The organism is Bradyrhizobium sp. STM 3566, from assembly GCF_045571445.1.
GTDB classification, from domain to species: Bacteria; Pseudomonadota; Alphaproteobacteria; order Rhizobiales; family Xanthobacteraceae; genus Bradyrhizobium; species Bradyrhizobium vignae.
In genome coordinates this window covers 7,534,634-7,555,979 of sequence record NZ_CP120692.1, presented here as the reverse complement: position 1 = coordinate 7,555,979, position 21,346 = coordinate 7,534,634, and the positions used below count along the sequence as shown (strand labels likewise).

Below are 21,346 nucleotides of genomic sequence, written 5' to 3'. Positions count from 1 at the left end.
GGTCTAGCGTTAATGAGTTCTCTCCGCCCTTTTTGCCTGACGTCATGGCTGGCCGCGCCCGCAGCCGCAGTGCTGTTGTTGCTGACGCCGGCCTCGCAGTCACGTGCACAATCGCAGTCCGCACAGGCGACACCCGCACCCGCGCAGCCGGCTGATCCCGCGTCCGCTTCGCCTTCCCAGACCACCGTCGCCGCAAGGTCGTCCGAGCAGCGCGGGGTCACGTCGCGCGCCATCGACAAGGTGAAGGAGGTCGCAAAGTCTGCCGCCGACATCTTCAGCCGCGTGCCCTGCCTGCCGCCGAAGGGCGGCTCGAAGGCCATGGGCTCGCTGCCGCATGTCGCAAGCAAGCTCGTCGCCGGCCAGCCCGTCGTCATCGTCGCGTTCGGCTCGTCGTCGACCGCGGGATTCGGCGCGAGCTCGCCGGAATTCAATTATCCGAATCGTCTCGCCGCGCAGCTGCGCCGGCATTATCCGACCGCCGACATCACCGTCGTCAATGCCGGCGTCGGTGGCGAGGATGCACCCGAGATGATGAAACGCCTGCAGACGCAGGTGATCGACGTGCATCCGGATCTGGTGATCTGGCAGGTCGGCACCAACGCCGTGCTGCGCAATCTCGATCCCGCCGAGACCGCGAAGATAGTCGAGGACGGCATCAGCCGCATTCAGGCCGCCGGTGGCGCCGACATCGTGCTGGTCGATCCGCAATATTCGCCGGCCATCAACCAGCGTAAGGAGAGCGCCGGCAAGATGGTGAAGCTGCTCGGCAAGGTCGCCGAGCTCCGTCACGTCGGCATCTTCCCGCGCTTCGAGGTGATGCGCGACTGGCACGAGAACCAATCGATCCCGGTCGAGAGCTTCGTGATCGCCGACGGCCTGCACATGAACGATTGGGGCTACGCCTGCTTCGCCCAGCTGCTCGGCGATGACATCATTCGTTCGGTCGGCCAGATCAGGATCGGTGTGAACGTGCCCGCGGACGTGAGGACGTACCGGCCGATGTAGGCACGCTGCCGTAGGCTGGGCAAAGGCGCACCGCGCCGTGCCCACCATCTCGTCATTGTAGTCGAGAATGGTGGGCACGCTTCGCTTTGCCAATCCTACGAGACCTTCGCTTCCCTCACGCCTTCTCCAGCGCCGCCGTCAAATCCTCGATCAGATCGTCCGCATGCTCCAGCCCCGCGGAGAAGCGGATGAAACCCTCGCTGATGCCGAGCGCGGCGCGGTCTTCCGGCTTCAGGCGTTGATGCGTCGTGGTCGCCGGATGCGTGACGAGGCTCTTGGCATCGCCGAGATTGTTGGAGATCTTCGCAAGCTTCAGCTCGTTGAGCACGCGGAATGCGGCCTGCTTGCCGCCCTTGACCTCGAAGCCGACCAGCGTCGAGCCGCCGCGCATCTGCTTCCTCACCAGCGCCGCCTGCGGATGATCGGCGCGGCCGGGATAGACCAGCCGCGAGATCTTGGGATGGCTTGCCAGCACCTCGGCGATACGCGCCGCCGTGTCGGTCTGCGCGCGCACGCGCACGCCCAGCGTCTCCAGGCCCTTGAGCAGGACCCAGGCGTTGAACGGCGAGATCGAGGGGCCGGTCTGGCGCATGAAATTGTGGATGTGCTCGGCGATGAAGGCTTCCGAGGACAGGATGATGCCGCCGAGGCACCGGCCCTGGCCGTCGATATGCTTGGTCGCGGAATAGACGACGACGTCGGCTCCCAGCGCGAGCGGGCTCTGCCAGATCGGGGTCGCGAACACGTTGTCGACCACGAGCCGCGCGCCGCCCTTGTGCGCGATCTCGGCGATCGCGGGAATGTCGAGCACGTCCAGCGTCGGGTTGGTCGGGCTCTCCAGGAAGAACGTCTTGGTGTTGGGCTTCAATGCGCGCTGCCACTGGTCGAGATCGAGCCCGTCGACCAGCGTGGTCTCGATGCCGTAGCGCGGCAACAGGTCCTGGATGACATAAAGGCACGAGCCGAACAGGGCGCGCGAAGCGACCACGTGATCGCCGGCCTTCAGTGGCGCCAGGATCGCGGTCGTCACCGCCGCCATGCCGGTCGCCGCCGAACGCGCGGCCTCGGCGCCTTCGAGCTCGATCATGCGACGCTCGAACATCGCGATGGTCGGGTTGGAGTAGCGCGAATAGATGAAGCCGGGATCCTCGCCCTTGAACCGCGCCTCGCACTCCTCCGCGCTGGCGTAGACATAGCCTTGCGTCAGGAACAGCGCCTCCGACGTCTCGCCATATTGCGAGCGCAGCGTCCCGGAATGGACCAGGCGGGTTTCGGGGCGGTAGTTGGCAGGCGACTTCGACATAGGGTCCTCCGACATGACCATTGGGCGAAAATGGTCATAAAAAAACCGGCCTGGATATCTCCACTGGCCGGGATCACAGAGGTCCCCGGCCTGTTTAGCGATTTATTTAACGTGGCTGCAAGCCGGCCGGCTCAAATCACCACGGGATAAGTGATGCTCATATTCCGCAATCCCCTTTCCGTCAAGGCGTCCATCGGCTAGCCGTAAAAGGCTGGTATGTCCCGCATTTCGGAATGCGTTTGACCCCTGATGAGGACCCCCGGTTGACGTTCACGGTCGCCGCCGACGCCAACGGTATCCTGCCCGACCGCATGATCGCGGCGATGGCGGAAGAAGGCCTCATCCTGCCCGCATACGACTTCGTGGAGAGCCAGATCCAGCCGGCGAGCCTCGATCTGCGCCTTGGCGACATCGCCTATCGCGTTCGCGCCAGCTTCCTGCCGGGGCCCGGCGCCACGGTCGCGGAGCGTATCGACGAGTTGAAGCTGCACGAGTTCAGCCTCGCTGACGGCGCGGTGCTGGAGACCAACTGCGTCTACATCGTGCCGCTGCTCGAAAGCCTCGCGCTGCCGCCCGAGATCGTCGCGGCTGCGAACCCGAAGAGCTCGACCGGCCGGCTCGACGTCTTCACCCGCGTGATTGCCGATGGCACCCGCCGCTTCGACATGATCGGGGCCGGCTATCACGGTCCGCTCTACGCCGAGATCAGCCCGAAGACGTTTCCGGTGCTGGTGCGCGAGGGCTCGCGCCTCTCCCAAGTCCGCTTCCGCACCGGTGACGCCATCCTCAATGCCGACGAGCTCGACGCGTTGCATGCGGCCGAGCGCCTTGTCGACATCGACGACGCCGATCTCTCGGGCGGCGTTGCGGTCTCGGTGGATCTGTCCGGCGAGAAGGCAAATGGCTTCGTCGGCTACCGCGCCAAGCGCCACACCGGCGTCGTCGACGTCGACCGTCGCTCCGGCTATGCGGTGGAAGATTTCTGGGAGCCGATCTCGGCCCGCCCCGATGGCAGCCTGATCCTCGATCCCGGCGAGTTCTACATCCTCGCTTCCAAGGAAGCCGTGCAGGTGCCGCCCGACTACGCCGCGGAGATGGTGCCGTTCGATCCCTTGGTCGGCGAATTCCGCGTGCACTATGCCGGATTCTTCGATCCCGGCTTCGGCTATGCCGGTGCGGGCGGGCTAGGAGCGCGCGCCGTGCTGGAAGTGCGCTCGCGCGAGGTGCCGTTCATCCTCGAGCACGGCCAGATCGTCGGCCGCCTCGTCTACGAGAAGATGCTGGCGCGTCCCGACGCGATGTACGGCCAGCGCATCGGTTCGAACTACCAGGCGCAGGGGCTCAAACTATCGAAGCATTTTCGGGTGTAGCCCGATCCTGTAGTCCGGGCGAGCGCAAGCGCGTTCCGAGAAGGCCTCACTTGTGGCGCGATCCCGGATTAGCTTCGCTCCATCAGGGCTATAAGGTCTCGGCATGACCGATCCATCCCAACTCGACGCAAACATCCTCAACGACGTCGCGGACGCGCTGATCTATTCCGATCGCTCCGGCACGATCACGCGCTGGAATCGCGCATCGACCGCCCTGTTCGGCTTCTCCGCCGATGAAGCGCTCGGCCAGAACCTCGATCTGATCATTCCCGAACATCTGCGCGCGGCGCACTGGAAAGGCTTCGAGGCCGCGCTCGCGAGCGGGACGATGAAGCTTGCGGGCAAACCGACGCTGACCCGCGCGCTGCACAAGAGCGGGGGCAAGCTCTACATCGAGATGACCTTCGCGCTGGTGCGGGACACTGATGGCACAGTGCGGGGATCGGTCGCCATGGCACGCGATGTCACCGAACGCGTCGAGAGCGAGCGGGCCGCCAGGCTTGCGCAAAATTCGTGATGCGGAATTGCCGGGCCGCCGTGGCAGGGCACCCTGCATAGCCGTCACCGATTGCGCGGACAGAGCCTCACCCCTCCCTCTCCCCGTAAGCCCCGTAAGAACGGGGAGAGGGAGACGAGAGAGCCGAATTCCATTCATCGAAATGCGCTCCCGCAAGGCACGCCTGCGCCCTGCGCAGGAGGAATCGGCAATCGCCGTGCTAACAAGCCCCTGCCGCGCCCTGCGCGCGAAGAAATTGATTGGCACACCTGTTCATTGCCGCGCCGCAAATGGCGCTCGCGCCCGGGAGAGGACATGTCCGACATCGCCGAGATTCCGGTCGATGATCACGAGCGCCCGTTGCCGCCGCCTCCGCGGCAGGTCAAGAGCGCGCTGACCGACGGGCCGATCCTGCGCACGCTGCTCTCCCTCGCCTGGCCGAACGTGATCGGCCTGTCGGCCGGCATCTGCGTGGTGATTGCCGAGACCTCCTACGTGGGCCGGCTCGGCGTCGAGGCGCTGGCGGCGATGGCGCTGGTGTTTCCGACAGTGATCCTGACCATGACCATGTCCGGCGGCGCGATGGGCGGCGCTGTGGCGTCCGCCATCGCACGTGCGCTCGGCGCCGGCGACCGTGAGCGTGCCGGCACGCTCGCCGTGCATGCGATGCTGATCGGCATCAGCTTCGGTCTCGTCTTCATGCTGGGCATGCTGATCTTCGGGCCCAGGCTGCTCGAAATGCTCGGCGGCCGCGGCAATGTGCTGGCGCATGCGATCGCCTACACGCAGGTGTTTTTCGGCGGCGCTGTGCTGCCCTGGCTGCTCAACACCATGGCGGGCATCTTGCGCGGCACCGGCAACATGAAGCTGCCGTCGTTCCTGATCCTCAACTCCGCGGCCTGGCAGATCGTGCTCGGCGGCACGCTCGGCCTCGGGCTTGGCCCGGTGCCGCAGCTCGGCATGCGCGGCGTCGCGGCCGGCGCGCTGATTGCCTACACCATGAACATCTGCATCATGGGCTGGTACCTGTTCTCCGGCCGCGCGCGGGTCGCGCCGAAGCTTCGAGGCCTTCGTATCCAACGGGCGATGTTCTTCGACATCCTGAAGGTCGGCGCCATCGCCTGCTTCTCGCCGCTGCAATCGGTGCTGACGATCTCGATCTTCACCCACATGCTGGCGAAGTTCGGCACCGCGATCCTCGCCGGTTACGGCATCGGCGCGCGGCTCGAATTCCTGCTGACCTCGATCGCTTTCTCGTTCGGCATCGCCTGTGTGCCGATGGTCGGCATGGCGATCGGCGCCGGCCGCATCGCGCGGGCCCGGCGCATCGCTTGGACCGCCAGTGCTGCCGCTTTCGCCGCGGTCGGCGCGCCGGCGTGCCTCGTTGCGATCTTCCCAGATCTCTGGGTCAACATCTTCACCGACAGCGTGGCCGTGCGCGCGGCAAGCCATCAATATCTCTCGACGGTCGGGCCGTTCTACGCGTTTTTTGGCCTTGCCACGACAATGTATTTCTCCTCGCAAGGCGCGGCCAAGGTGATCGGGCCGGTGCTGGCGCAGACGGCACGGCTGATCTACATCGCAGGCGTCGGCTGGTGGCTGTCGACGCACGACGCTAGCGTGCAAAGCTTTTTCTGGCTGGCCGCGAGCTCGATGGTCGTGCTCGGCCTGCTGTCGTGCTCCAGCGTGGTGCTGACGCGCTGGGGGCCACGCGCGACCAAAGCTGCGATCAGGCCGGCGCTTTCGGCTGCCGACTAGCGCTGTGACGGCGATGGGGGGCTAGGCCGCCGCAGCTGGAAATGCCCTTTGCATGGCGGCCACGGCCTCCTTCGTCTGCCCCTGAACGTAAGGCGCGAGCTCGTTCGGCAGCATGTCGATGATCCAGACGAGGCGGCACCTCGCTTCGCCGTCGGCAATGACCTGCACCGAGGCGCTGTAATGCTTCAGCCGCTCGTTGTTGATCGCATAGACGAGACGCTGCCGCGCATCGTCGCAATCGACCAGCACCTCGCGCGCCACGGAGCCGTTGGCAAAGGTGACGATGCGCGCATCGCCGTCGAGCGTGCAGGCCGTAACGAAGCCCGGCACCAGCCGGTGATGCAGCGCGCCGAAATCGCGCACCGCGTCCCAGACGTCGCGCGCGGAGGCGGGGAGGGGAATGTCGTTGTGGATGGAGACCATGAAAGCGTCCTTGATTTCGAAAGGTCGTTGCCGCAAACACCGTCATTGCGAGCACAGCGAAAGCAATCCAGTGATATTTCCGCAGAGACAGTCTGGATTTGCTTCGTCGCAAGAGCTCCTCGCAATGACGAAGCAATTGGCTAGAGCTCACACACAAACCGCCTCGACATTATTTCCGTCGGGATCGATCAAAAACGCCGCATAGTAGGTCGGGCCATAATCCCTGCGCGGCCCGGCGCCGCCATTGTCTCGGCCGCCGCTCTTCAGCCCCTCGCTGTGGAACGCCTTGACCGCGTCGTGGTCCTTGGCGCGAAACGCGATATGCGCACCATCGGCCTTCCGTCCCTTGTTCAGGTGCAGCCACAGCGCTGGCTCGCCCTTCGGCCCGAACCCGGCATAGCCGTCGCCACTGGAACAGACGACATAACCGAGCGGCGCCAGCACTGCGGTGTAGAAGCGCGTGGCGGCGTCGAGGTCGGCAACGCGCAATCCGATGTGGTCGTACATGATCATCTCCATTGTAGAAGCGTGCCGCGAATGGCACGCGCCGGAGACGACCCTAGTCAGTTGAGGGCAAGCTGCTCTTGGAGAATCTTGCGCTCCCCCTTCGAGGCCTGCCGGAACTTGGTTGGCGACACGCCGGCGGCGCGATGGAAGGTGCGGACGAAATTGGAGAGATCGCCGAAGCCGACGTCATAGGCGATGTCGGTGACGGCGGTGTCGTCGTCGGCAAGCTTGCGCGCGGCGTGCCGCAACCGCGAGCGCACCAGATATTGATGCGGGGTGACGCCGAGCACGCTCGAGAACAGCCGCAGGAAATGAAACGGGCTGAGGCCGGCCTGCTTTGCTGCCTGTTCGAGGTCGAGCTCGGCATGCGAGTTGTCGTCGATCCACAGCGCGGCCTCCACCGCGCGGCGGCGGTCACGCGCAGTCGGCGTGGCCGGCTTGCGGGCCTTGCCGGAGACCACGTCGACAAAACGGCCGGCGAGGATCTGGCCGATCTCGTCGAGGCCGAGGTCGCTGTTGCCATCTGCTGCCGTCTGGGCCAGCTCGCCCAGCACCATCAGTTCGGGCAGCGGCGGTGTCGCGCCGATCTGCCAGGTCTCGCGCCGTCCCCCAAGGGCATCGACCAGGTCCTCGCTGAAGAAGAAGCCGAGGCAGACGTCGCCGCTGACATGCTCATGCGTGCAGGTGTATTCCTCGCCGGGCGCGCCGATCAGCAACGAGCCCGCCACCAGCTCGAAGAAGCCGGCGCGGCAATGGCAGCCGAAGCTGCCAGAGCGCACATAGGCTATGGAATGGCCGGTGCGGCATTCCGCAAACGGCGTGTCGTCCGGTCCCGCATCGCAGCGAAACTCGGAGACCGTCATCGATGGCGTCGTCAGCAGCGCGGTCGCGTCCATCCCGCCTATCTAGGTAGCAGCGCGCGGCGGAGCAACCGGCAGCAGCACCTCGAACAGCGTCTTGCTGGCGACGGGATGGGCGCCTTCGAGCGCCAGCAGCCGTCGCTTGGAGATCACGCCGCCATAGGGCGAGAGCCGGCCGGTGTAATTGCCGGCCTCCAGCACCCGGTGGCAAGGCACGATCAGCATGAAGGGATTATTCGCGATCGCCTGCGCCACCGAGTGCGCCGCGCCGGAGGCGCCCAGCGCCTTGGCCACCTCGTGATAGGTACGCGTTTCTCCGCGTGGAATGGTGCAGGCGAACTCGTAGACCCGCCGGTTGAAGCCGGGCAGCCCGCCGGCATCCAGGCTGACGTCGGAGAAATCAGGATCACTGCCGCGCAGCAGGCCTTTGATGCACTCGATCGCAAGCTCGGCGTTCTCGGACGGGCGCTGCTCGCGCGCCTCGGGATGGACCTGGAAGATCCGGCGGCGTGTGTCGATCTCCCGCGCCTCCGGCAATTGCACGGCGACCACGCCGCTGCTGCTCCAAATGATGCCGCAGCGCCCCAGCGCCGTGTCGAATATCGCGTACGCGCGCCCCACCATGCACACGCCCCACTCAGTGCACGTTTTCTCCCCCGACAGATCGATCATAACACCGCCACAATGCGGCGCACCTGGAATCTTACCAGGACGTTAACAACCGTCCGGGCGGACGCGCCAAACCGCTTGGCGGGAGGCGCCGTCTCGGCTAATCAGGAGCGGCGCAAGGCGCGCATCCGCGGGCGTAGTTCAATGGTAGAACGGCAGCTTCCCAAGCTGCATACGAGGGTTCGATTCCCTTCGCCCGCTCCAATGTTTCACCGATCGTGATCTCAAGCCGGGCCCGATTGCTTCGGATTTCGCCCGCTGGTGCGAGATTCCAATATATTAGCCCCCCATTTGCCGGCGTTCGACCTTTCGCGCGCTAAGCTCCGTCGTCTTCGCGCGTACGGTCCTGGCGCCGGGGCGTTATGCGAAGAGGAGGTCATGGACCAGCAGAAACTCGACCGCGCGATCGGTCGCCGCCTGAAGACGCTGCGGACGCAGGCGGGGATGACCCTGAACGAACTCGCGGGCCGCTCCGGCGTCAGCCGGGCCATGATCGGGCGGGTGGAGCGGGCGCAGAGCAGTGCGACGGCGGCGCTGCTCGGAAGGCTCTGCGCCGCGCTCGACGTGTCGCTGAGCGATGTCGTCGCGCTGGCCGAGAAGCCACCGGAGCGGCTGGTGCGGTTCGCCGACCAGCCGCACTGGCGCGATCCCGAGAGCGGCTATCGCAGGCGGCATGCCTCGCCGACCGATGCGGCAAGCGGCATCGAGATCATCGTCGTCGACCTGCCGGCTGGCGCGCGGGTGCCGTACAGCCCCTGGGGCCGCAACGCCTTCACCCAGCAGCTGTTGATGCTGGAGGGCGCCATCGCCGTGCATATCGATGCCAAGGCGGTGCGGCTGCGTGAGGGCGATTGCCTGGATTTCGACGTGATGCGCGCCGTGATCTTCGAGAACGAAACCAAGCAGGACGCGCGCTACATCATCATCACGCGGCGCGGCGCCTCCTATGGCAAGATGTGAGACAGGAGATCCTGATGATGCAGATCCGCACCGGCGACACCCATGATCCGCGCGTCATCGCGCTGCTCGATCATCACGTTGCGGCCGCGCGGGCGCAGACCGCGCCGGGCAGCGCCCATGCGCTCGATCTCGCGGGGCTTCGCGCGCCCGAGATCGCGTTCTGGACCGGCTGGGATGGCGAGACGCTGGTCGCCACCGGTGCGTTGAAGACGCTCTCGGCTGACCACGGCGAGGTGAAGTCGATGCACACGCTTCAGACAACGCGGCGACGCGGCTTCGGCGGCCAGATGCTCCGCCACATCGTGACTGAGGCTCGTGCACGCGGCATCAGGCGTCTCAGCCTCGAGACCGGCTCCTGGGACTATTTCAAGCCGGCGCACGCGCTCTATCAGGCGCACGGCTTCATCGCCTGCGGCCCGTTCGACGGCTATGTCGAGGATCCCAACAGTCTGTTCCTGACGCTTGACCTGTCGGTGCCGGCGCGCCGGTAGATCAGGAGCCGTCTCCTCGATCTCGTCGAGCGCGCGCTCGGGGGCGATGTCCCGGGCGGCTTCCTCCAGATCGCGGGCCCGGTCGAGGAGCTGTTCCTCGAGTTGGCGGCGACCGGGGATGGCCGGTGCTCGGTCAAAATGAGTTGCGCACCTCAAAACACCTCTGCTAGCCTTCAGCCATGGCCGAGACTCTCACCCCGTCTGCGCTGACGCTGAAGGACATCGCCCGCGAGGCCGGCGTCAGTCTCGCGACGGTTGACCGCGTCCTGCACAACAGGCCGGGGGTGCGCCCGGATACGGTCCGCCGCGTCAAGGAAGCCATTGAGCGCAATTCGTTCCAGCCGCATGTGGCCGCCGCCGAGCTCGCCCGCGGCCGCGCCCGCCGCTTCGCCTTCGTGATGCCGTCGGGGCCGAACCCGTTCATGCAGCAGATCGAAGCCTATCTCGGCGAGATGGCGGCCTGGCTCTCGGCCCGCCGCCTCAGCGTCGAGATGGTCCCGACCGACGTGTTCGATCCTTCCGTGCTCGCCGCTTCGCTGGAGGCGCTGTCGGGCGCATATGACGGCGTTGCCGTGGTGGCGCTGGACCATCCCGGTGTCCGCGCCGCGATCAACGACCTCGTCGATGCCGGTGCCAAGGTGGTGACGCTGGTTTCCGACGTGCCGTCCTCGCGCCGCCACCATTATGTCGGGATCGACAACATCGCTGCGGGCCGCACCGCCGGCGCGCTGATCGGGCGCCTGGTCGGCGGGCGGTCCGGCAAGGTCGCGATCGTCGCGGGCTCGCAGGGCCTGCGCGACCACGCCGAGCGCATCTTCGGCTTCAACCAGGTGATGGCGTCTGAATTCCCCGGCCTCGACGTGCTGCCGGTGCTGGAAGGGCGCGACGAGGACGACCGCTCGGAACAGCTGCTGGCACAGCTGCTCGGCAGGCATGCCGACATCGTCGGCCTTTATAACGTCGGCGCCGGCACGCAGGGCGTTGCCAAAGCGCTGAACGACAGGGCGTTGAACGAGGCTGGTCGCGACAAGCTGGTGTTCGTCGGGCACGACGTCACCGCGTTGACGCGCCGATTGCTGCTGCAGGGCGTGATGGACGCCGCGATCTCGCAGAACCCCGGACATGAGGCGCGCGCCGCCGTGCGCGTGCTGCTGGCGCTCGCCCGCGGCGAGCCGATCTTGCGCGAACAGGAGAAGATCAGGATCGACATCGTGATGCGGGACAATCTGCCTTAGCGGCAGGTGGATTTCGAAAAGGCCCGCTGCGGGGCAAGGCGACGCAAGATCGCGCGCCGCAGCATGCGAAAGGGAGGGTGACGTGTATCTCGGAATCGACATCGGCACATCCGGTGTGAAAGCGGTGCTCGTGAGCGAAGCCGGCGCGGTTGTCGCGACGGCGCCGCGCGAGCTTGCGCTGTCGCACCCCGCGCCGCTGTGGTCCGAGCAGGACCCCGATGCCTGGGTCGATGCGACGATCGGCGCAATCGACGATCTCGCCGCGCGCCATTCGCGCGAGGTTGCGCAGGTTCGCGGCATCGGGCTGTCAGGTCAGATGCACGGCGCGACGCTGCTTGGCGAGGACGGCCAGCCGCTGCGTCCGGCCATCCTCTGGAATGACGGTCGCTCGCAGGCCGAATGCGCAGCTCTGGAGCGGCGCTGTCCCTCGCTGCATGCGATCGCCGGCAATCTCGCGATGCCGGGCTTCACCGCGCCGAAGCTGCTGTGGGTGGCACGGCATGAGCCGGAGATATTCGACCGCATGGCAAAGGTGCTGCTGCCGAAAGCCTATGTGCGCTATCGCCTTACCGGCGAGATGGTCGAGGATATGTCGGATGCTGCCGGCACGCTGTGGCTCGACGTCGGCCTGCGCCGCTGGTCCGCGTTGCTGCTGCATGCCACCGGGCTCGACCTGCACCACATGCCCCGCCTCGTCGAGGGCAGCGCGGCGAGCGCATTGCTCGCGCCGGACTACGCGCGGCGCTGGGGCATGACCGGGAATGTCGTGGTCGCGGGCGGCGCCGGCGATAATGCGGCCAGCGCGATCGGACTCGGCGCCATTGCGCCGGGCGATGCTTTCCTGTCGCTGGGAACGTCGGGTGTCCTGTTCCGCGTCACCGATCGCTTCGCCGCCGCGCCGACATCGGCCGTGCATGCTTTCTGTCACGCGCTGCCCGGCCTGTGGCATCAGATGGGCGTGATGCTGTCGGCGGCGGCTTCGCTCGCGTGGCTGTCTGGCGTGATGGAGACGCCGGCCACAACGCTATTGGCGCCGCTCGGCGAGCGCGTCGATGCCCCGAGCCCGATCAAATTCCTGCCCTATCTCGACGGCGAGCGCACGCCGCACAACGATGCCGCCGCCAGCGGCGCCTTCATCGGCTTGCGCGGCGCGACCGGCCGGAGCCAGATCGTGCAGGCCGTGCTGGAAGGCGTCGCCTTTGCCGCGCGCGACAATCTGGCGGCGCTGAGCGCAGCGAGCGGGCGGATTGCCGAGGTCGATCTCGTCGGCGGCGGCTCGCGCTCGCCGCTGTGGGCGCAGATCTGCGCCGACGTGCTCGGCATTCCCGTCCACCGGGTCGAGGAAGGCGAGGTCGGCGCCGCGCTCGGCGCCGCGCGGCTCGGCCGGCTCGCCGTAACCGGCGAAGATCCCGCGGACGTCTGCACCCGTCCGCGGCGGCTTGCGAGCTTCACGCCCCGTGCATCTGTAACAGCGGCCTATGACGAGGCCTATCGTCGCTGGCGCGCGCTTTATCCCGCATTGAAGGAGCCTGTTTAAGTGAACCTGTCAGCCAAATTCTTCGATGCAAGCGCACCCATAGCCTTCGCTGGCAAGGATGCGGAAAGCGCGCCCGCCTTCCGCTGGTACGACAAGGATCGCCTCGTGCATGGTCGCAAGCTCGAGGATCATTTGCGCTTTGCGGTCTGTTACTGGCATTCGTTCTGCTGGCCCGGCGGCGATCCCTTCGGCGGTGAGACCTTTTTGCGGCCCTGGCACCACGGCACCGATCCGATGGCGATGGCGCGGGCCAAGGCCGATATCGCCTTCGAGCTGTTCCGCCTGCTGGACGTACCCTTCTTCACCTTCCACGACGTCGACGCCGCGCCGGAAGGCGCTTCGCTCAGCGAGTCCGTTGCCAATCTCAACGCGATCGCCGATATCTTCGAAGCGAAGATGGCCGCGGCAAAGGTCCGCCTGCTCTGGGGTACCGCGAACCTGTTCACGCATCGCCGTTACATGGCGGGCGCAGCGACCAATCCGGACCCCGACATCTTCACCTATGCCGCCGGCCAGGTCCGGGCCGCACTGGAGGTGACGCACCGGCTCGGCGGCCAGAACTATGTGTTGTGGGGCGGACGTGAGGGCTACGAGACGCTGCTCAACACCGATCTCGAGCGCGAGCTCGACCAGCTCGGCCGTTTCGTCTCGCTCGTCGTCGAGCACAAGCACAAGATCGGTTTCAAGGGCCCAATCCTGATCGAGCCGAAGCCGAAGGAGCCGACCAAGCATCAATATGATTTCGACGTCGCCACCTGCTACGGCTTTCTCGAACGTTTCGATCTCCTCAACGATGTCAAGCTCAACATCGAGCAGAACCACGCCATCCTCGCCGGCCACTCCATCCATCATGAGGTCGCGCTGGCCGAGGCGCTCGGCGTGTTCGGCTCGCTCGACATCAACCGCGGCGACGATCTGCTCGGCTGGGACACCGACCAGTTTGCGATGAACGTGCCGGAACTCGCCTTGGTGTTCCACGAGATCCTGAACCGCGGCGGCTTCACCACGGGCGGGCTCAACTTCGACGCCAAGATCCGCCGCCAGTCGATCGACCCCGATGATCTCATCCACGCCCATGTCGGCTCGATGGATGCCTGCGCGCGTGCCTTCCTCGCCGCCGCCGACATGCTCGACGCCGGCGTGCTCACCACACCGCTTGCCAGGCGCTATGAGGGCTGGGCTGGGCCTGAGGGCAGGGCCATTCTCGGCGGTCAGCGTTCGCTCGCCGATCTCGCCGACCGTGCGATGTCTCCCGGCTTCGATCCGCAGCCCCGCTCCGGCCGGCAGGAATATCTGGAATCCCTGGTCAACCGCTATGTCTGAGGAAGGCCGCTGATGACGAGAGCTGACGCGACACCGGTCCTCGAACTCACCGGCATCGGCAAGGAGTTCGGCGCGATCCGCGCGCTGCACGGCGTCGACATGCAGGTGTTCCCCGGCGAGGTGGTCGGCCTGATGGGCGACAACGGCGCCGGCAAGTCGACGCTGGTCAAGATCATCGCCGGCAATTTCCGCCCCACTCACGGCGAGATCCGCTTTACGGGCAGCGCGGTCCACTTCAACCGCCCGGTCGATGCCCGCGCCGTCGGCATCGAGGTCGTCTACCAGGATCTCGCGCTCGCCGACAATCTGACCGCCGCCGCCAACGTCTTCCTCGGCCGCGAGCTGAAGCGCAAGTTCGGACCCATCGCGCTGCTCGACCACAAGGCGATGGCGGCGCGGGCACTGGAGCTGTTCGGCGAACTGCGCTCCGAGACGCGCCCCGACGATCTCGTCAAGCAGATGTCGGGCGGCCAGCGCCAGGCGGTCGCGATCGCGCGGACACGGCTCTCCAACGCGCGGCTGGTGATGATGGACGAGCCGACCGCGGCGATCTCGGTGCGCCAGGTCGAGCAGGTGCTCGGCCTGATCCACCGGCTGAAGGAGCAGGGGGTCGCCGTCATGCTGATCTCGCACCGCATGCCCGACGTGTTCGCGGTCTGCGATCGCGTCGTCGTCATGCGCCGCGGCGAGAAGCGGGCCGACAAGCCGATCCACGAGACCTCACCGGAGGAAGTCACCGCCCTCATCACCGGCGCGAAGGAGGCGGCGTGATGGCCGTGCCCTTGGAATCACCGATCAGTTTCACCAATGTCGGCCGGATCAGATGGTGGCAGCGCGGCATCTTCGCCTCCCAGACCGGCTATGTCCTGATCGCGCTGGCGGTGCTGCTGGTGATCATGCATTTCGCCAGCCCCTATTTCTTCACCGAAGGCAACATGCAGAACGTGGCGAAGAATTTTTCCTTCATCGCCATCGCCACGCTCGGCGTCACCTTCGTGATCATCACCGGCGGCATCGACCTCTCAGTCGGCTCGATGATGTGCTTCTCCGCCATGATCACCTCGATGGTCATGACCGAGCTGTCGACGCCCGGCGGGCTCGGCGCCTCGCTGTTCGTGCACATGGCCGCCGACGGCAAGACGGTGGTCGCTAACGTACCCGGGCTGATCCTGTTGATCTCCGTGGCTGCGGGCCTCGGCGTTGCGCTGATTGCGGGTCTCGTCAACGGCTTCTGCATCGCCGTGCTGGGCCTGTCGCCCTTCGTCACCACGCTCGGCATGCTCTCGATCGTGCGCGGGCTCGGCTATGTCGTTTCCAATGGTCGCGGCAGTTTTCCGGGCGGCCCGGACGCCGACTACTTCTACGGGCTCACCTCGGGCGACGTGCTCGGCGTGCCCATGCCCTTCATCTATCTCGTGATCCTCGCGCTGGCGATGGCGGTGGTGCTCCATCACACCTCGTTCGGCCGCCATGTCTTCGCGCTCGGCGGCAACGAGAAGGCGGCGGAGCTCACCGGCATTCCGGTCGTACGGGTGAAGATCGAGGTCTATGTGATCTGCGCGCTCGCCGCGGGCTTGCAGGGCATCATCATCTCCGGTTGGCTGGGATCGGCGCCGGCCAACATGGCGACGTCCTACGAGCTCAACGTGATCGCTGCGGCCGTGATCGGCGGCGCCAACCTTGCCGGCGGCATCGGCGGCCCACTTGGCGCCATCGTCGGCTGCGTGCTGCTGGAAGTGATCCGCAACGGTCTCGTGCTGGCACAGGTCTCCTCCTACTGGCAGCAGACGCTGGTGGGCGTGATCATCATTCTGGCCGTGCTGGTCGACCGGATCCGTTCGCGGATGAGCTGACGTCATGTCATCCCGGGAAGGCAACCAAATGCCGCCTGTCCGCTTCCCGGGCACTTTCGAGGGGATGGGCACCAAACGAGCGTGGAGGAGATAATGAGGAAACTTCTGCTTGCGGGAATCGCCGTTGCGCTGATGGCGACGCCGGCATTTGCTGCGAACTACCGCTTCGTCATCGTGCCCAAGGCGATGAACAATCCGTTCTTCGACTTCGCGCGCGATGGCTGCCAGAAGCGCGCCAAGGAGCTCGGCAACATCGAGTGCATCTATAAGGGACCGGTGGAGCATGAGCCGGCGACGCAGGCCCAGATCATCCAGGACTTCATCACCCAGAAGGTCGACGGCCTCGCGATCTCGGTCGCCGACGTCGCGGCCATGACCAAGTCGATCGAGGCGGCAACCGCCGCCGGCATTCCTGTCATCACTTTTGATGCGGATGCCCCAGGCTCCAAGCGGATCGCCTATATCGGCACCAACAACAAGGAGTTCGGCTTGGCCCTCGGCAAGCAAATGCTGAAGATGCGGCCCGACGGTGGAAAGTACGCCATGGTCTCCGGTGGTCCCGGCGCCAAGAACCTCGCCGAGCGCGTCGAGGGCGTTCGCGAGGCGCTGAAGGGTTCGAAATGGACCGAAGTCGCGGGTTCCCCGACGTTCTGCAACGACGATCCGGCGCTGGCGGTCCAGCAGATGACGGACATGCGCACGGCAACGCCCGACCTCGCCGCGATCGTTCCCATCGGCGGCTGGCCGATGTTCGCCCCCGAAGGCTTCAAGGCCTTCGCTTCCCGCAACAAGAAGGACATCGATTCCGGCAAGTTCACGCTGGTCGTCGCCGACACGCTGAAGATGCAGCTCGAGCTGTTGCGTGACGGCTATGCCAATGCGCTGGTCGGCCAGCGTCCGTTCGAGATGGGCGAGAAGGCGATGGACACGCTGCTCGCGATCAAGAAGGGCGAGAAGGTGCCGGAGATCGTCTACACCGGCCTCGACCTCGTGACCAAGGACAATGTCGCGCAGATGCTGAAGTAGGAGCTCCGCCAGCCCCGTGCTCCTGCGTGCCTCCCCCGCTTGCGGTTCCCGCGAGCGGGGGAGATGATTTGGCGGTTGGAAGAAGACTCCTGGAAGGCAATGGGAATGAAAAGGTCACGGCTCGGCGCTCTCGATGTCACCTCGATCGGCCTCGGTTCCGCCCCGCTCGGCGGATTGTTCGCACCAGTCAGTGACGCCGACGCGGAGGCAACGATCGCGCGCGCCTGGTCTGCCGGCGTCCGCTTTTTCGATACCGCGCCGCTCTACGGGTTCGGCCTCGCGGAGCGGCGGCTCGGTGGATTCCTGCGGCAACAGAAGCGGGACACCTACGCCATCTCGACAAAAGTCGGCCGTCTGCTGCGCGCGCCCGATGATGGCGCCGCCGAGGATGAGCACTACAAGGGCACGCCGCGCGAGCGGCCGGTGTTCGATTTCAGCCATGACGGCGTGATGCGATCGGTTGAGGAGAGCCTGGAGCGGCTTGGGCTCGACCGCGTCGACGTCCTGCTGGTGCATGACCCCGACGACCATTATGACGAGGCCGTCGCCGGTGCCTTCCGCGCGCTGCAGCGCCTGCGCAGTGAGGGCACAGTCAAGGCGATCGGCGCCGGCATGAACCAATCGGAGATGCTGGTTCGCTTCGCCGAGGTCGTGCCGGTCGACTGCTTCCTGCTCGCCGGGCGCTACACGCTGCTCGATCAGGGCGCGCTGGAGGCGCTGTTTCCGCTCTGCCAGGCCAGGAACATCGGCATCCTGCTCGGCGGCATCTACAACAGCGGCATTCTGGCCAATCCGCGAACTGGCGCCAAGTTCAACTATCAGGATGCCGATGCGGCGCTCGTCGCGCGTGCGCTGGAGCTCGATGAACTCTGCCGCAGGCACGGCACGGAGCTGAAAGCCGCCGCGCTGCGGTTCTGCATGGCGCATCCGGCGGTGACGGTCGCCGTGCTGGGGGCGCGCAACGCCGCGGAAGTCGCCGACAACATCGCGATGTCGGAGAGGGCGGTGCCCGCCGCGTTCTGGCAGGAGTTGCGTGCACGAAAGCTCGTCGATGCGCGGGCGCCACTTCCCGGCGGGGCGTAGGACATGATCATCGACGGCCACCAGCATTTCTGGGATCCGGCGCGCGCCGATTATCCGTGGATGGCGGCGGACGAGCTGGCGCCGATCCGTCGCGCTTTCGGTCCTGCCGATCTCGCGCCATTGCTGAAAGCAAACGGCGTCGACGCCAGTATCGTGGTGCAGTGCCGCTCCGCGCTGGGGGAGACCGAGGAATTCTTGCGCATCGCGCATGTGACGCCGTCTGTGGTTGGTGTCGTCGGCTGGGCCGATCTGACCGATGGCGACCTCGGCGAAACGCTCGACGGGCTGCGCGCCTTGCCGGGCGGCGGCAAGCTGGTCGGTATCCGCCACCAGGTCCACGACGAGACCGATCCCGACTGGCTGCTCCGCGAGGACGTCCAGCGCGGCCTCACGGCCGTATTCGCCCGCGAGCTCGCTTACGATTTCCTCGTTCGTGCCCGCGAGCTGCCGGCGGCGATCGCAACCGCGCAGGCCTTTCCGCACGCGCGCTTCGTGCTCGACCACGCCGCCAAGCCACCGATCGCGGACGGTGGAAGCGACGAATGGGCCGACCGCATTGCCGCGTTAGCTGCTTGCGGCAATGTCTGGTGCAAGATCTCAGGGCTCGCGACCGAAGCGGTCTGGAGTGACTGGGATGCGGAACGGCTGTTTCCGTTCGTCGACCACTCCGCAAAATGTTTCGGCGAGGACAGGCTGATCTTCGGCTCCGACTGGCCGGTGTGCCTGCTTGCGGGAAGCTATGGCGAGATCAAGACCGCGCTGGAGGCCTGCCTGGCGCGGCTTGGCCCGCAGGTGCGGGACAAGGCGTTTGGTGTGAATGCGGCGCGGGCATATCGGCTGGTCTCGCGCGTTTAGCGCCTGAGCGCGCGCCTCGTCCCTCGAGACGGCGCTGACGCGCCTCCTCAGGATGAGGCTAAGCGGCATCCGTGTCCCGGAAGCAACCACCGCGCACTCCGTTCCTCATCCTGAGGAGCCCGCCCAAAGCGGGCGTCTCGAAGGATGGCCGCAGGGAATCCTATCTCAAATATGATCGCCCTGCGGGGAACGAGGAGGTAAGGGGCAGCGGAATTCGCCGACCCTACTCCGACATCGGCTTGTCGGAGATATCCCAGTCCTTGCCGGTGAAGGTGGAGATGAACAGCGTCTTCATCGGCGTGTAGTTCTCGGGCGTGTAGCTGTAGGTGACGCCATCGAGGAAATAGGGCGAGTGGAAACCCGCGAGCGTCGATGCCTGCTTCAGCACGTTGGCGCGGGTGAGCTCGTCGCCGCAGCGGCGCAGGATCTCGCCCATGGTCACGGCTTGGCCGTAGCCGGCGAAGGCGATGGTATTGTCGGGGTCGATGCTCGGCAGGTACTTCTTGCGCAGCTCTTCGAACGCCATCACGTCAGGGTCCTTCTCCCATTTCGGCAGGCCGACCTCCTTGTTGTAGCGGATGGCGACGATGCCGGTGCAGTTCTCCAGCCCCGCGGCATTGAGGATCGAGCGTCCAGTCGAGCCGGCCGACAACAACTGCAGTGGCTTCCAGCCGAGCTCGGCGACTTTACGAATCGACTGCGACGACGCCTTGCCGGTGGAGATGTTGTAGAAGACGTCGGCGCCCGATTTCGAGAGATTGATGAGCTGGGAATCGACGGTCGGATCGGTGAGATCGTAGGTCTGCTCCATGATCACCTGCGCGGTGCCGCCGGCATCGGCCAACACCTTCTTGAACGGCCCCAGGAAGTCGCGGCCGAAATCGTCGTTCTGGTAGAGGATGCCGATCTTCGCATTCGGCTTCACGCTGACGACGTGCCGGGCCAGGATGCGCGCCTCGGTCGGATAGAGCGGCAGGCCCGCCATCGTCCATTTGAACTCTTTCGGATTGTTCCACTTCGAGGCGCCGGTGTTGAGCAACAGCTGCGGCACGCCCTTGGAGTTCAGGTATTTGTGCACGGCGGTCTGCGGTGCGGTGCCGAGCGAGCCGTAGAGCGCCAGCACCTCCTCCTGCTCGACCAGCCGCCGCGTCGCCTCGACGCATTTCGGCGCGCTGTAGGCATCGTCCATGGTGAGAAACTTGACCTTGCGTCCGTTGATGCCGCCCTTCTCGTTCAGCATCTGGAAATAGGCCTCGCCGATGCGGCCGAGCACGCCGTAGAGCGAGCCGGGGCCGGAATGCGGCACAGTCTGCCCGATCTTGATCTCGGTGTCGCTGGCGCCCGCGTCGTATTTCTTCTCCGCAGCCCAGACGTAAGGCGCCGGCAATGCGGATGCGGCGATGGTGGCGAGCGCAGCGGCGCTGAAATCGCGCCGCGATGGATTCTTCGTCATTATTTGTTTCTCCCTAGCGAGCGCATTGTGCTGGCATCGCAGCTCGGCTCGCAAGTGGGAAGTCGCAGCTTTGCGACGCAATGACGCTCGAAATCGCTAGGCGCCAGCGCCTAGACTCAAGTTTTCTCGGCAACGACGACGAGGCCGCGCACCGGCTCGTTGTTCTCGTTGCGCGGCGAGGCCGGCTCCAAAGTCAGCAGCTTGAGATCCGCCTTGGCGATGGCACCGCGCACATATTCCGCGGAATGGGCATAGCGCAGGCCTTCGCCAAGCACGACGCCACTGCCGTCATGCGTCTCCAGCGTGAAGGCGAGCACGCCGCCTGACACGAGCACGCGCCTGGCCTCGCTCAGCACCGGTGCGAGATCGGAGAGATAGACGAACGCATCCGCGGCGACGACGAGGTTCGCGCTTGCGTCGGCCTTGCCGCGCAGCCCCTCGATCATGTCGGCGACTTCGAGCTCGGCATAGAGGTTCGTCGCGCGCGCCTCCTTGATCATGCCGGGCGACAGGTCGATGCCGATGAAATGGTCGACCTGCTTGGCGAACGCGGCGGCCGCAAGACCCGTGCCGCAGCCGAGATCGATGGTGCGCTTGAAGTAGGCGGGCTTTTTGGCGGCGACGCGCGCAGCCAGCACCGCCTTGAAGATCAGCGCGGGCGCGCGATAGCCGAGATCGTTGATCAGCGCGTGCTCGAAGCGCGGCGCGTATTGATCGAACAGCGCCTGCACATAGGCCTTCGGCATCTCCGCCATCTCCGCATCGCCGAGCCGCATCAGGTGCAGGCCGGCGCCGTGCTGGTCTTCGGGATCGGTTCGGCGCGCTTCACGGAAGGCCGCGATGGCCTTGTCGCGCTCGCCGAGCTGCTGACGGATCTCGCCAAGCGTGAACCAGGCCGAGGTGAAATCAGGCGCGAGCTCGATCGCCTGCTCCAGGAGATCCGCGGCGGCGGGCAGGTCGCCCTTGAGCTGCAGGTCGCGCGCGAACTCGAAACGGCGGTCGGCCATGAGATCGCCGGAGGTCAGGAACAGGCGCAGGGGCATGGAACTACTCGTCATTGCCGGGCTTGACCCGGCAATCCATCAATAAGAGAACTCTTTAGAAGATGGATGCGCGGGTCCCGCCCTCACCAAGTGGTT

Annotated in this window: 21 protein-coding genes, 1 tRNA gene and 1 riboswitch; of the genes, 15 read left to right on the top strand and 7 right to left on the bottom strand. The window is 65.9% G+C overall.

Annotated elements, in window-relative coordinates; translation table 11 throughout:
* Window positions 1-12: 12 nt before the first annotated feature.
* Window positions 13-1,005, top strand: coding sequence for an SGNH/GDSL hydrolase family protein (locus tag P6U27_RS35925; protein ID WP_122406074.1), 993 nt, complete (start codon window positions 13-15; stop codon window positions 1,003-1,005).
* Window positions 1,006-1,120: 115 nt separating this feature from the next.
* Here P6U27_RS35925 and P6U27_RS35920 read toward each other — a convergent pair whose 3' ends face one another.
* Entirely contained in the window at window positions 1,121-2,308 is a 1,188-nt protein-coding gene (locus tag P6U27_RS35920; protein WP_162500500.1) for an O-succinylhomoserine sulfhydrylase, read from the bottom strand.
* A gap of 73 nt (window positions 2,309-2,381) precedes the next feature.
* A riboswitch (SAM riboswitch) is annotated at window positions 2,382-2,461 on the bottom strand.
* 80 nt (window positions 2,462-2,541) lie between these two features.
* On the opposite strand from P6U27_RS35920, the gene P6U27_RS35915 reads away from it, so the two are divergent.
* The 3 genes from P6U27_RS35915 (at window position 2,542) to P6U27_RS35905 (ending at window position 5,932) form a co-directional block, all read left to right on the top strand.
* Complete coding sequence (locus P6U27_RS35915) at window positions 2,542-3,678, top strand: 2'-deoxycytidine 5'-triphosphate deaminase (protein ID WP_122406072.1); 1,137 nt, start codon at window positions 2,542-2,544, stop codon at window positions 3,676-3,678.
* 103 nt (window positions 3,679-3,781) lie between these two features.
* Complete coding sequence (locus tag P6U27_RS35910; RefSeq protein WP_122406071.1) at window positions 3,782-4,195, top strand: PAS domain S-box protein; 414 nt, start codon at window positions 3,782-3,784, stop codon at window positions 4,193-4,195.
* A 294-nt stretch (window positions 4,196-4,489) separates the two neighbouring features.
* Window positions 4,490-5,932: an MATE family efflux transporter gene (locus tag P6U27_RS35905; RefSeq protein WP_122406981.1), complete on the top strand. Its 1,443-nt coding sequence runs from the start codon at window positions 4,490-4,492 to the stop codon at window positions 5,930-5,932.
* A 21-nt stretch (window positions 5,933-5,953) separates the two neighbouring features.
* Here P6U27_RS35905 and P6U27_RS35900 read toward each other — a convergent pair whose 3' ends face one another.
* From P6U27_RS35900 to P6U27_RS35885, 4 genes are all read right to left on the bottom strand, one after another.
* On the bottom strand, window positions 5,954-6,355 hold the full coding sequence (locus P6U27_RS35900; protein WP_122406070.1) for an SRPBCC family protein: 402 nt from the start codon (window positions 6,353-6,355) through the stop codon (window positions 5,954-5,956).
* Between the two features lie 147 nt (window positions 6,356-6,502).
* Window positions 6,503-6,862: a VOC family protein gene (locus P6U27_RS35895; protein ID WP_162500498.1), complete on the bottom strand. Its 360-nt coding sequence runs from the start codon at window positions 6,860-6,862 to the stop codon at window positions 6,503-6,505.
* Between the two features lie 56 nt (window positions 6,863-6,918).
* Window positions 6,919-7,758, bottom strand: coding sequence for a helix-turn-helix transcriptional regulator (locus P6U27_RS35890; protein WP_122406066.1), 840 nt, complete (start codon window positions 7,756-7,758; stop codon window positions 6,919-6,921).
* A gap of 9 nt (window positions 7,759-7,767) precedes the next feature.
* The gene (locus P6U27_RS35885; RefSeq protein ID WP_407193479.1) at window positions 7,768-8,346 is read right to left on the bottom strand and encodes a methylated-DNA--[protein]-cysteine S-methyltransferase; all 579 of its coding nucleotides are present in this window, start codon (window positions 8,344-8,346) and stop codon (window positions 7,768-7,770) included.
* Window positions 8,347-8,521: 175 nt separating this feature from the next.
* Here P6U27_RS35885 and P6U27_RS35880 point away from each other — a divergent pair.
* The 11 genes from P6U27_RS35880 (at window position 8,522) to P6U27_RS35830 (ending at window position 18,754) form a co-directional block, all read left to right on the top strand.
* A tRNA-Gly gene (locus tag P6U27_RS35880) sits at window positions 8,522-8,595 on the top strand.
* Between the two features lie 174 nt (window positions 8,596-8,769).
* Window positions 8,770-9,351 (top strand): helix-turn-helix domain-containing protein, encoded by a 582-nt coding sequence (locus P6U27_RS35875; protein WP_407193478.1) that lies wholly within the window; start codon window positions 8,770-8,772, stop codon window positions 9,349-9,351.
* A 17-nt stretch (window positions 9,352-9,368) separates the two neighbouring features.
* Window positions 9,369-9,842, top strand: a complete 474-nt coding sequence (locus P6U27_RS35870; protein WP_164937225.1) for a GNAT family N-acetyltransferase — start codon at window positions 9,369-9,371, stop codon at window positions 9,840-9,842.
* Window positions 9,843-10,021: 179 nt separating this feature from the next.
* The gene (locus P6U27_RS35865) at window positions 10,022-11,077 is read left to right on the top strand and encodes a LacI family DNA-binding transcriptional regulator (protein ID WP_129145880.1); all 1,056 of its coding nucleotides are present in this window, start codon (window positions 10,022-10,024) and stop codon (window positions 11,075-11,077) included.
* Between the two features lie 82 nt (window positions 11,078-11,159).
* Complete coding sequence (xylB, locus tag P6U27_RS35860) at window positions 11,160-12,614, top strand: xylulokinase (protein WP_129145879.1); 1,455 nt, start codon at window positions 11,160-11,162, stop codon at window positions 12,612-12,614.
* On the top strand, window positions 12,615-13,937 hold the full coding sequence (xylA, locus tag P6U27_RS35855) for a xylose isomerase (RefSeq protein WP_129145878.1): 1,323 nt from the start codon (window positions 12,615-12,617) through the stop codon (window positions 13,935-13,937).
* A gap of 12 nt (window positions 13,938-13,949) precedes the next feature.
* Window positions 13,950-14,708 (top strand): ATP-binding cassette domain-containing protein, encoded by a 759-nt coding sequence (locus P6U27_RS35850; RefSeq protein ID WP_129145877.1) that lies wholly within the window; start codon window positions 13,950-13,952, stop codon window positions 14,706-14,708.
* Window positions 14,708-15,790, top strand: coding sequence for an ABC transporter permease (locus tag P6U27_RS35845; RefSeq protein ID WP_162500497.1), 1,083 nt, complete (start codon window positions 14,708-14,710; stop codon window positions 15,788-15,790). Before P6U27_RS35850 ends, P6U27_RS35845 begins: the two co-directional genes overlap by 1 nt.
* Window positions 15,791-15,883: 93 nt before the next feature.
* On the top strand, window positions 15,884-16,816 hold the full coding sequence (locus tag P6U27_RS35840; protein ID WP_407193477.1) for a sugar-binding protein: 933 nt from the start codon (window positions 15,884-15,886) through the stop codon (window positions 16,814-16,816).
* Window positions 16,817-16,921: 105 nt separating this feature from the next.
* On the top strand, window positions 16,922-17,899 hold the full coding sequence (locus P6U27_RS35835; protein WP_122406056.1) for an aldo/keto reductase: 978 nt from the start codon (window positions 16,922-16,924) through the stop codon (window positions 17,897-17,899).
* A gap of 3 nt (window positions 17,900-17,902) precedes the next feature.
* On the top strand, window positions 17,903-18,754 hold the full coding sequence (locus P6U27_RS35830; RefSeq protein ID WP_122406055.1) for an amidohydrolase: 852 nt from the start codon (window positions 17,903-17,905) through the stop codon (window positions 18,752-18,754).
* A gap of 223 nt (window positions 18,755-18,977) precedes the next feature.
* Here P6U27_RS35830 and P6U27_RS35825 read toward each other — a convergent pair whose 3' ends face one another.
* Window positions 18,978-20,207, bottom strand: a complete 1,230-nt coding sequence (locus P6U27_RS35825) for an ABC transporter substrate-binding protein (protein ID WP_122406054.1) — start codon at window positions 20,205-20,207, stop codon at window positions 18,978-18,980.
* Window positions 20,208-20,323: 116 nt separating this feature from the next.
* The gene (locus P6U27_RS35820) at window positions 20,324-21,250 is read right to left on the bottom strand and encodes a class I SAM-dependent methyltransferase (RefSeq protein WP_129145874.1); all 927 of its coding nucleotides are present in this window, start codon (window positions 21,248-21,250) and stop codon (window positions 20,324-20,326) included.
* Window positions 21,251-21,346 lie beyond the last annotated feature (96 nt).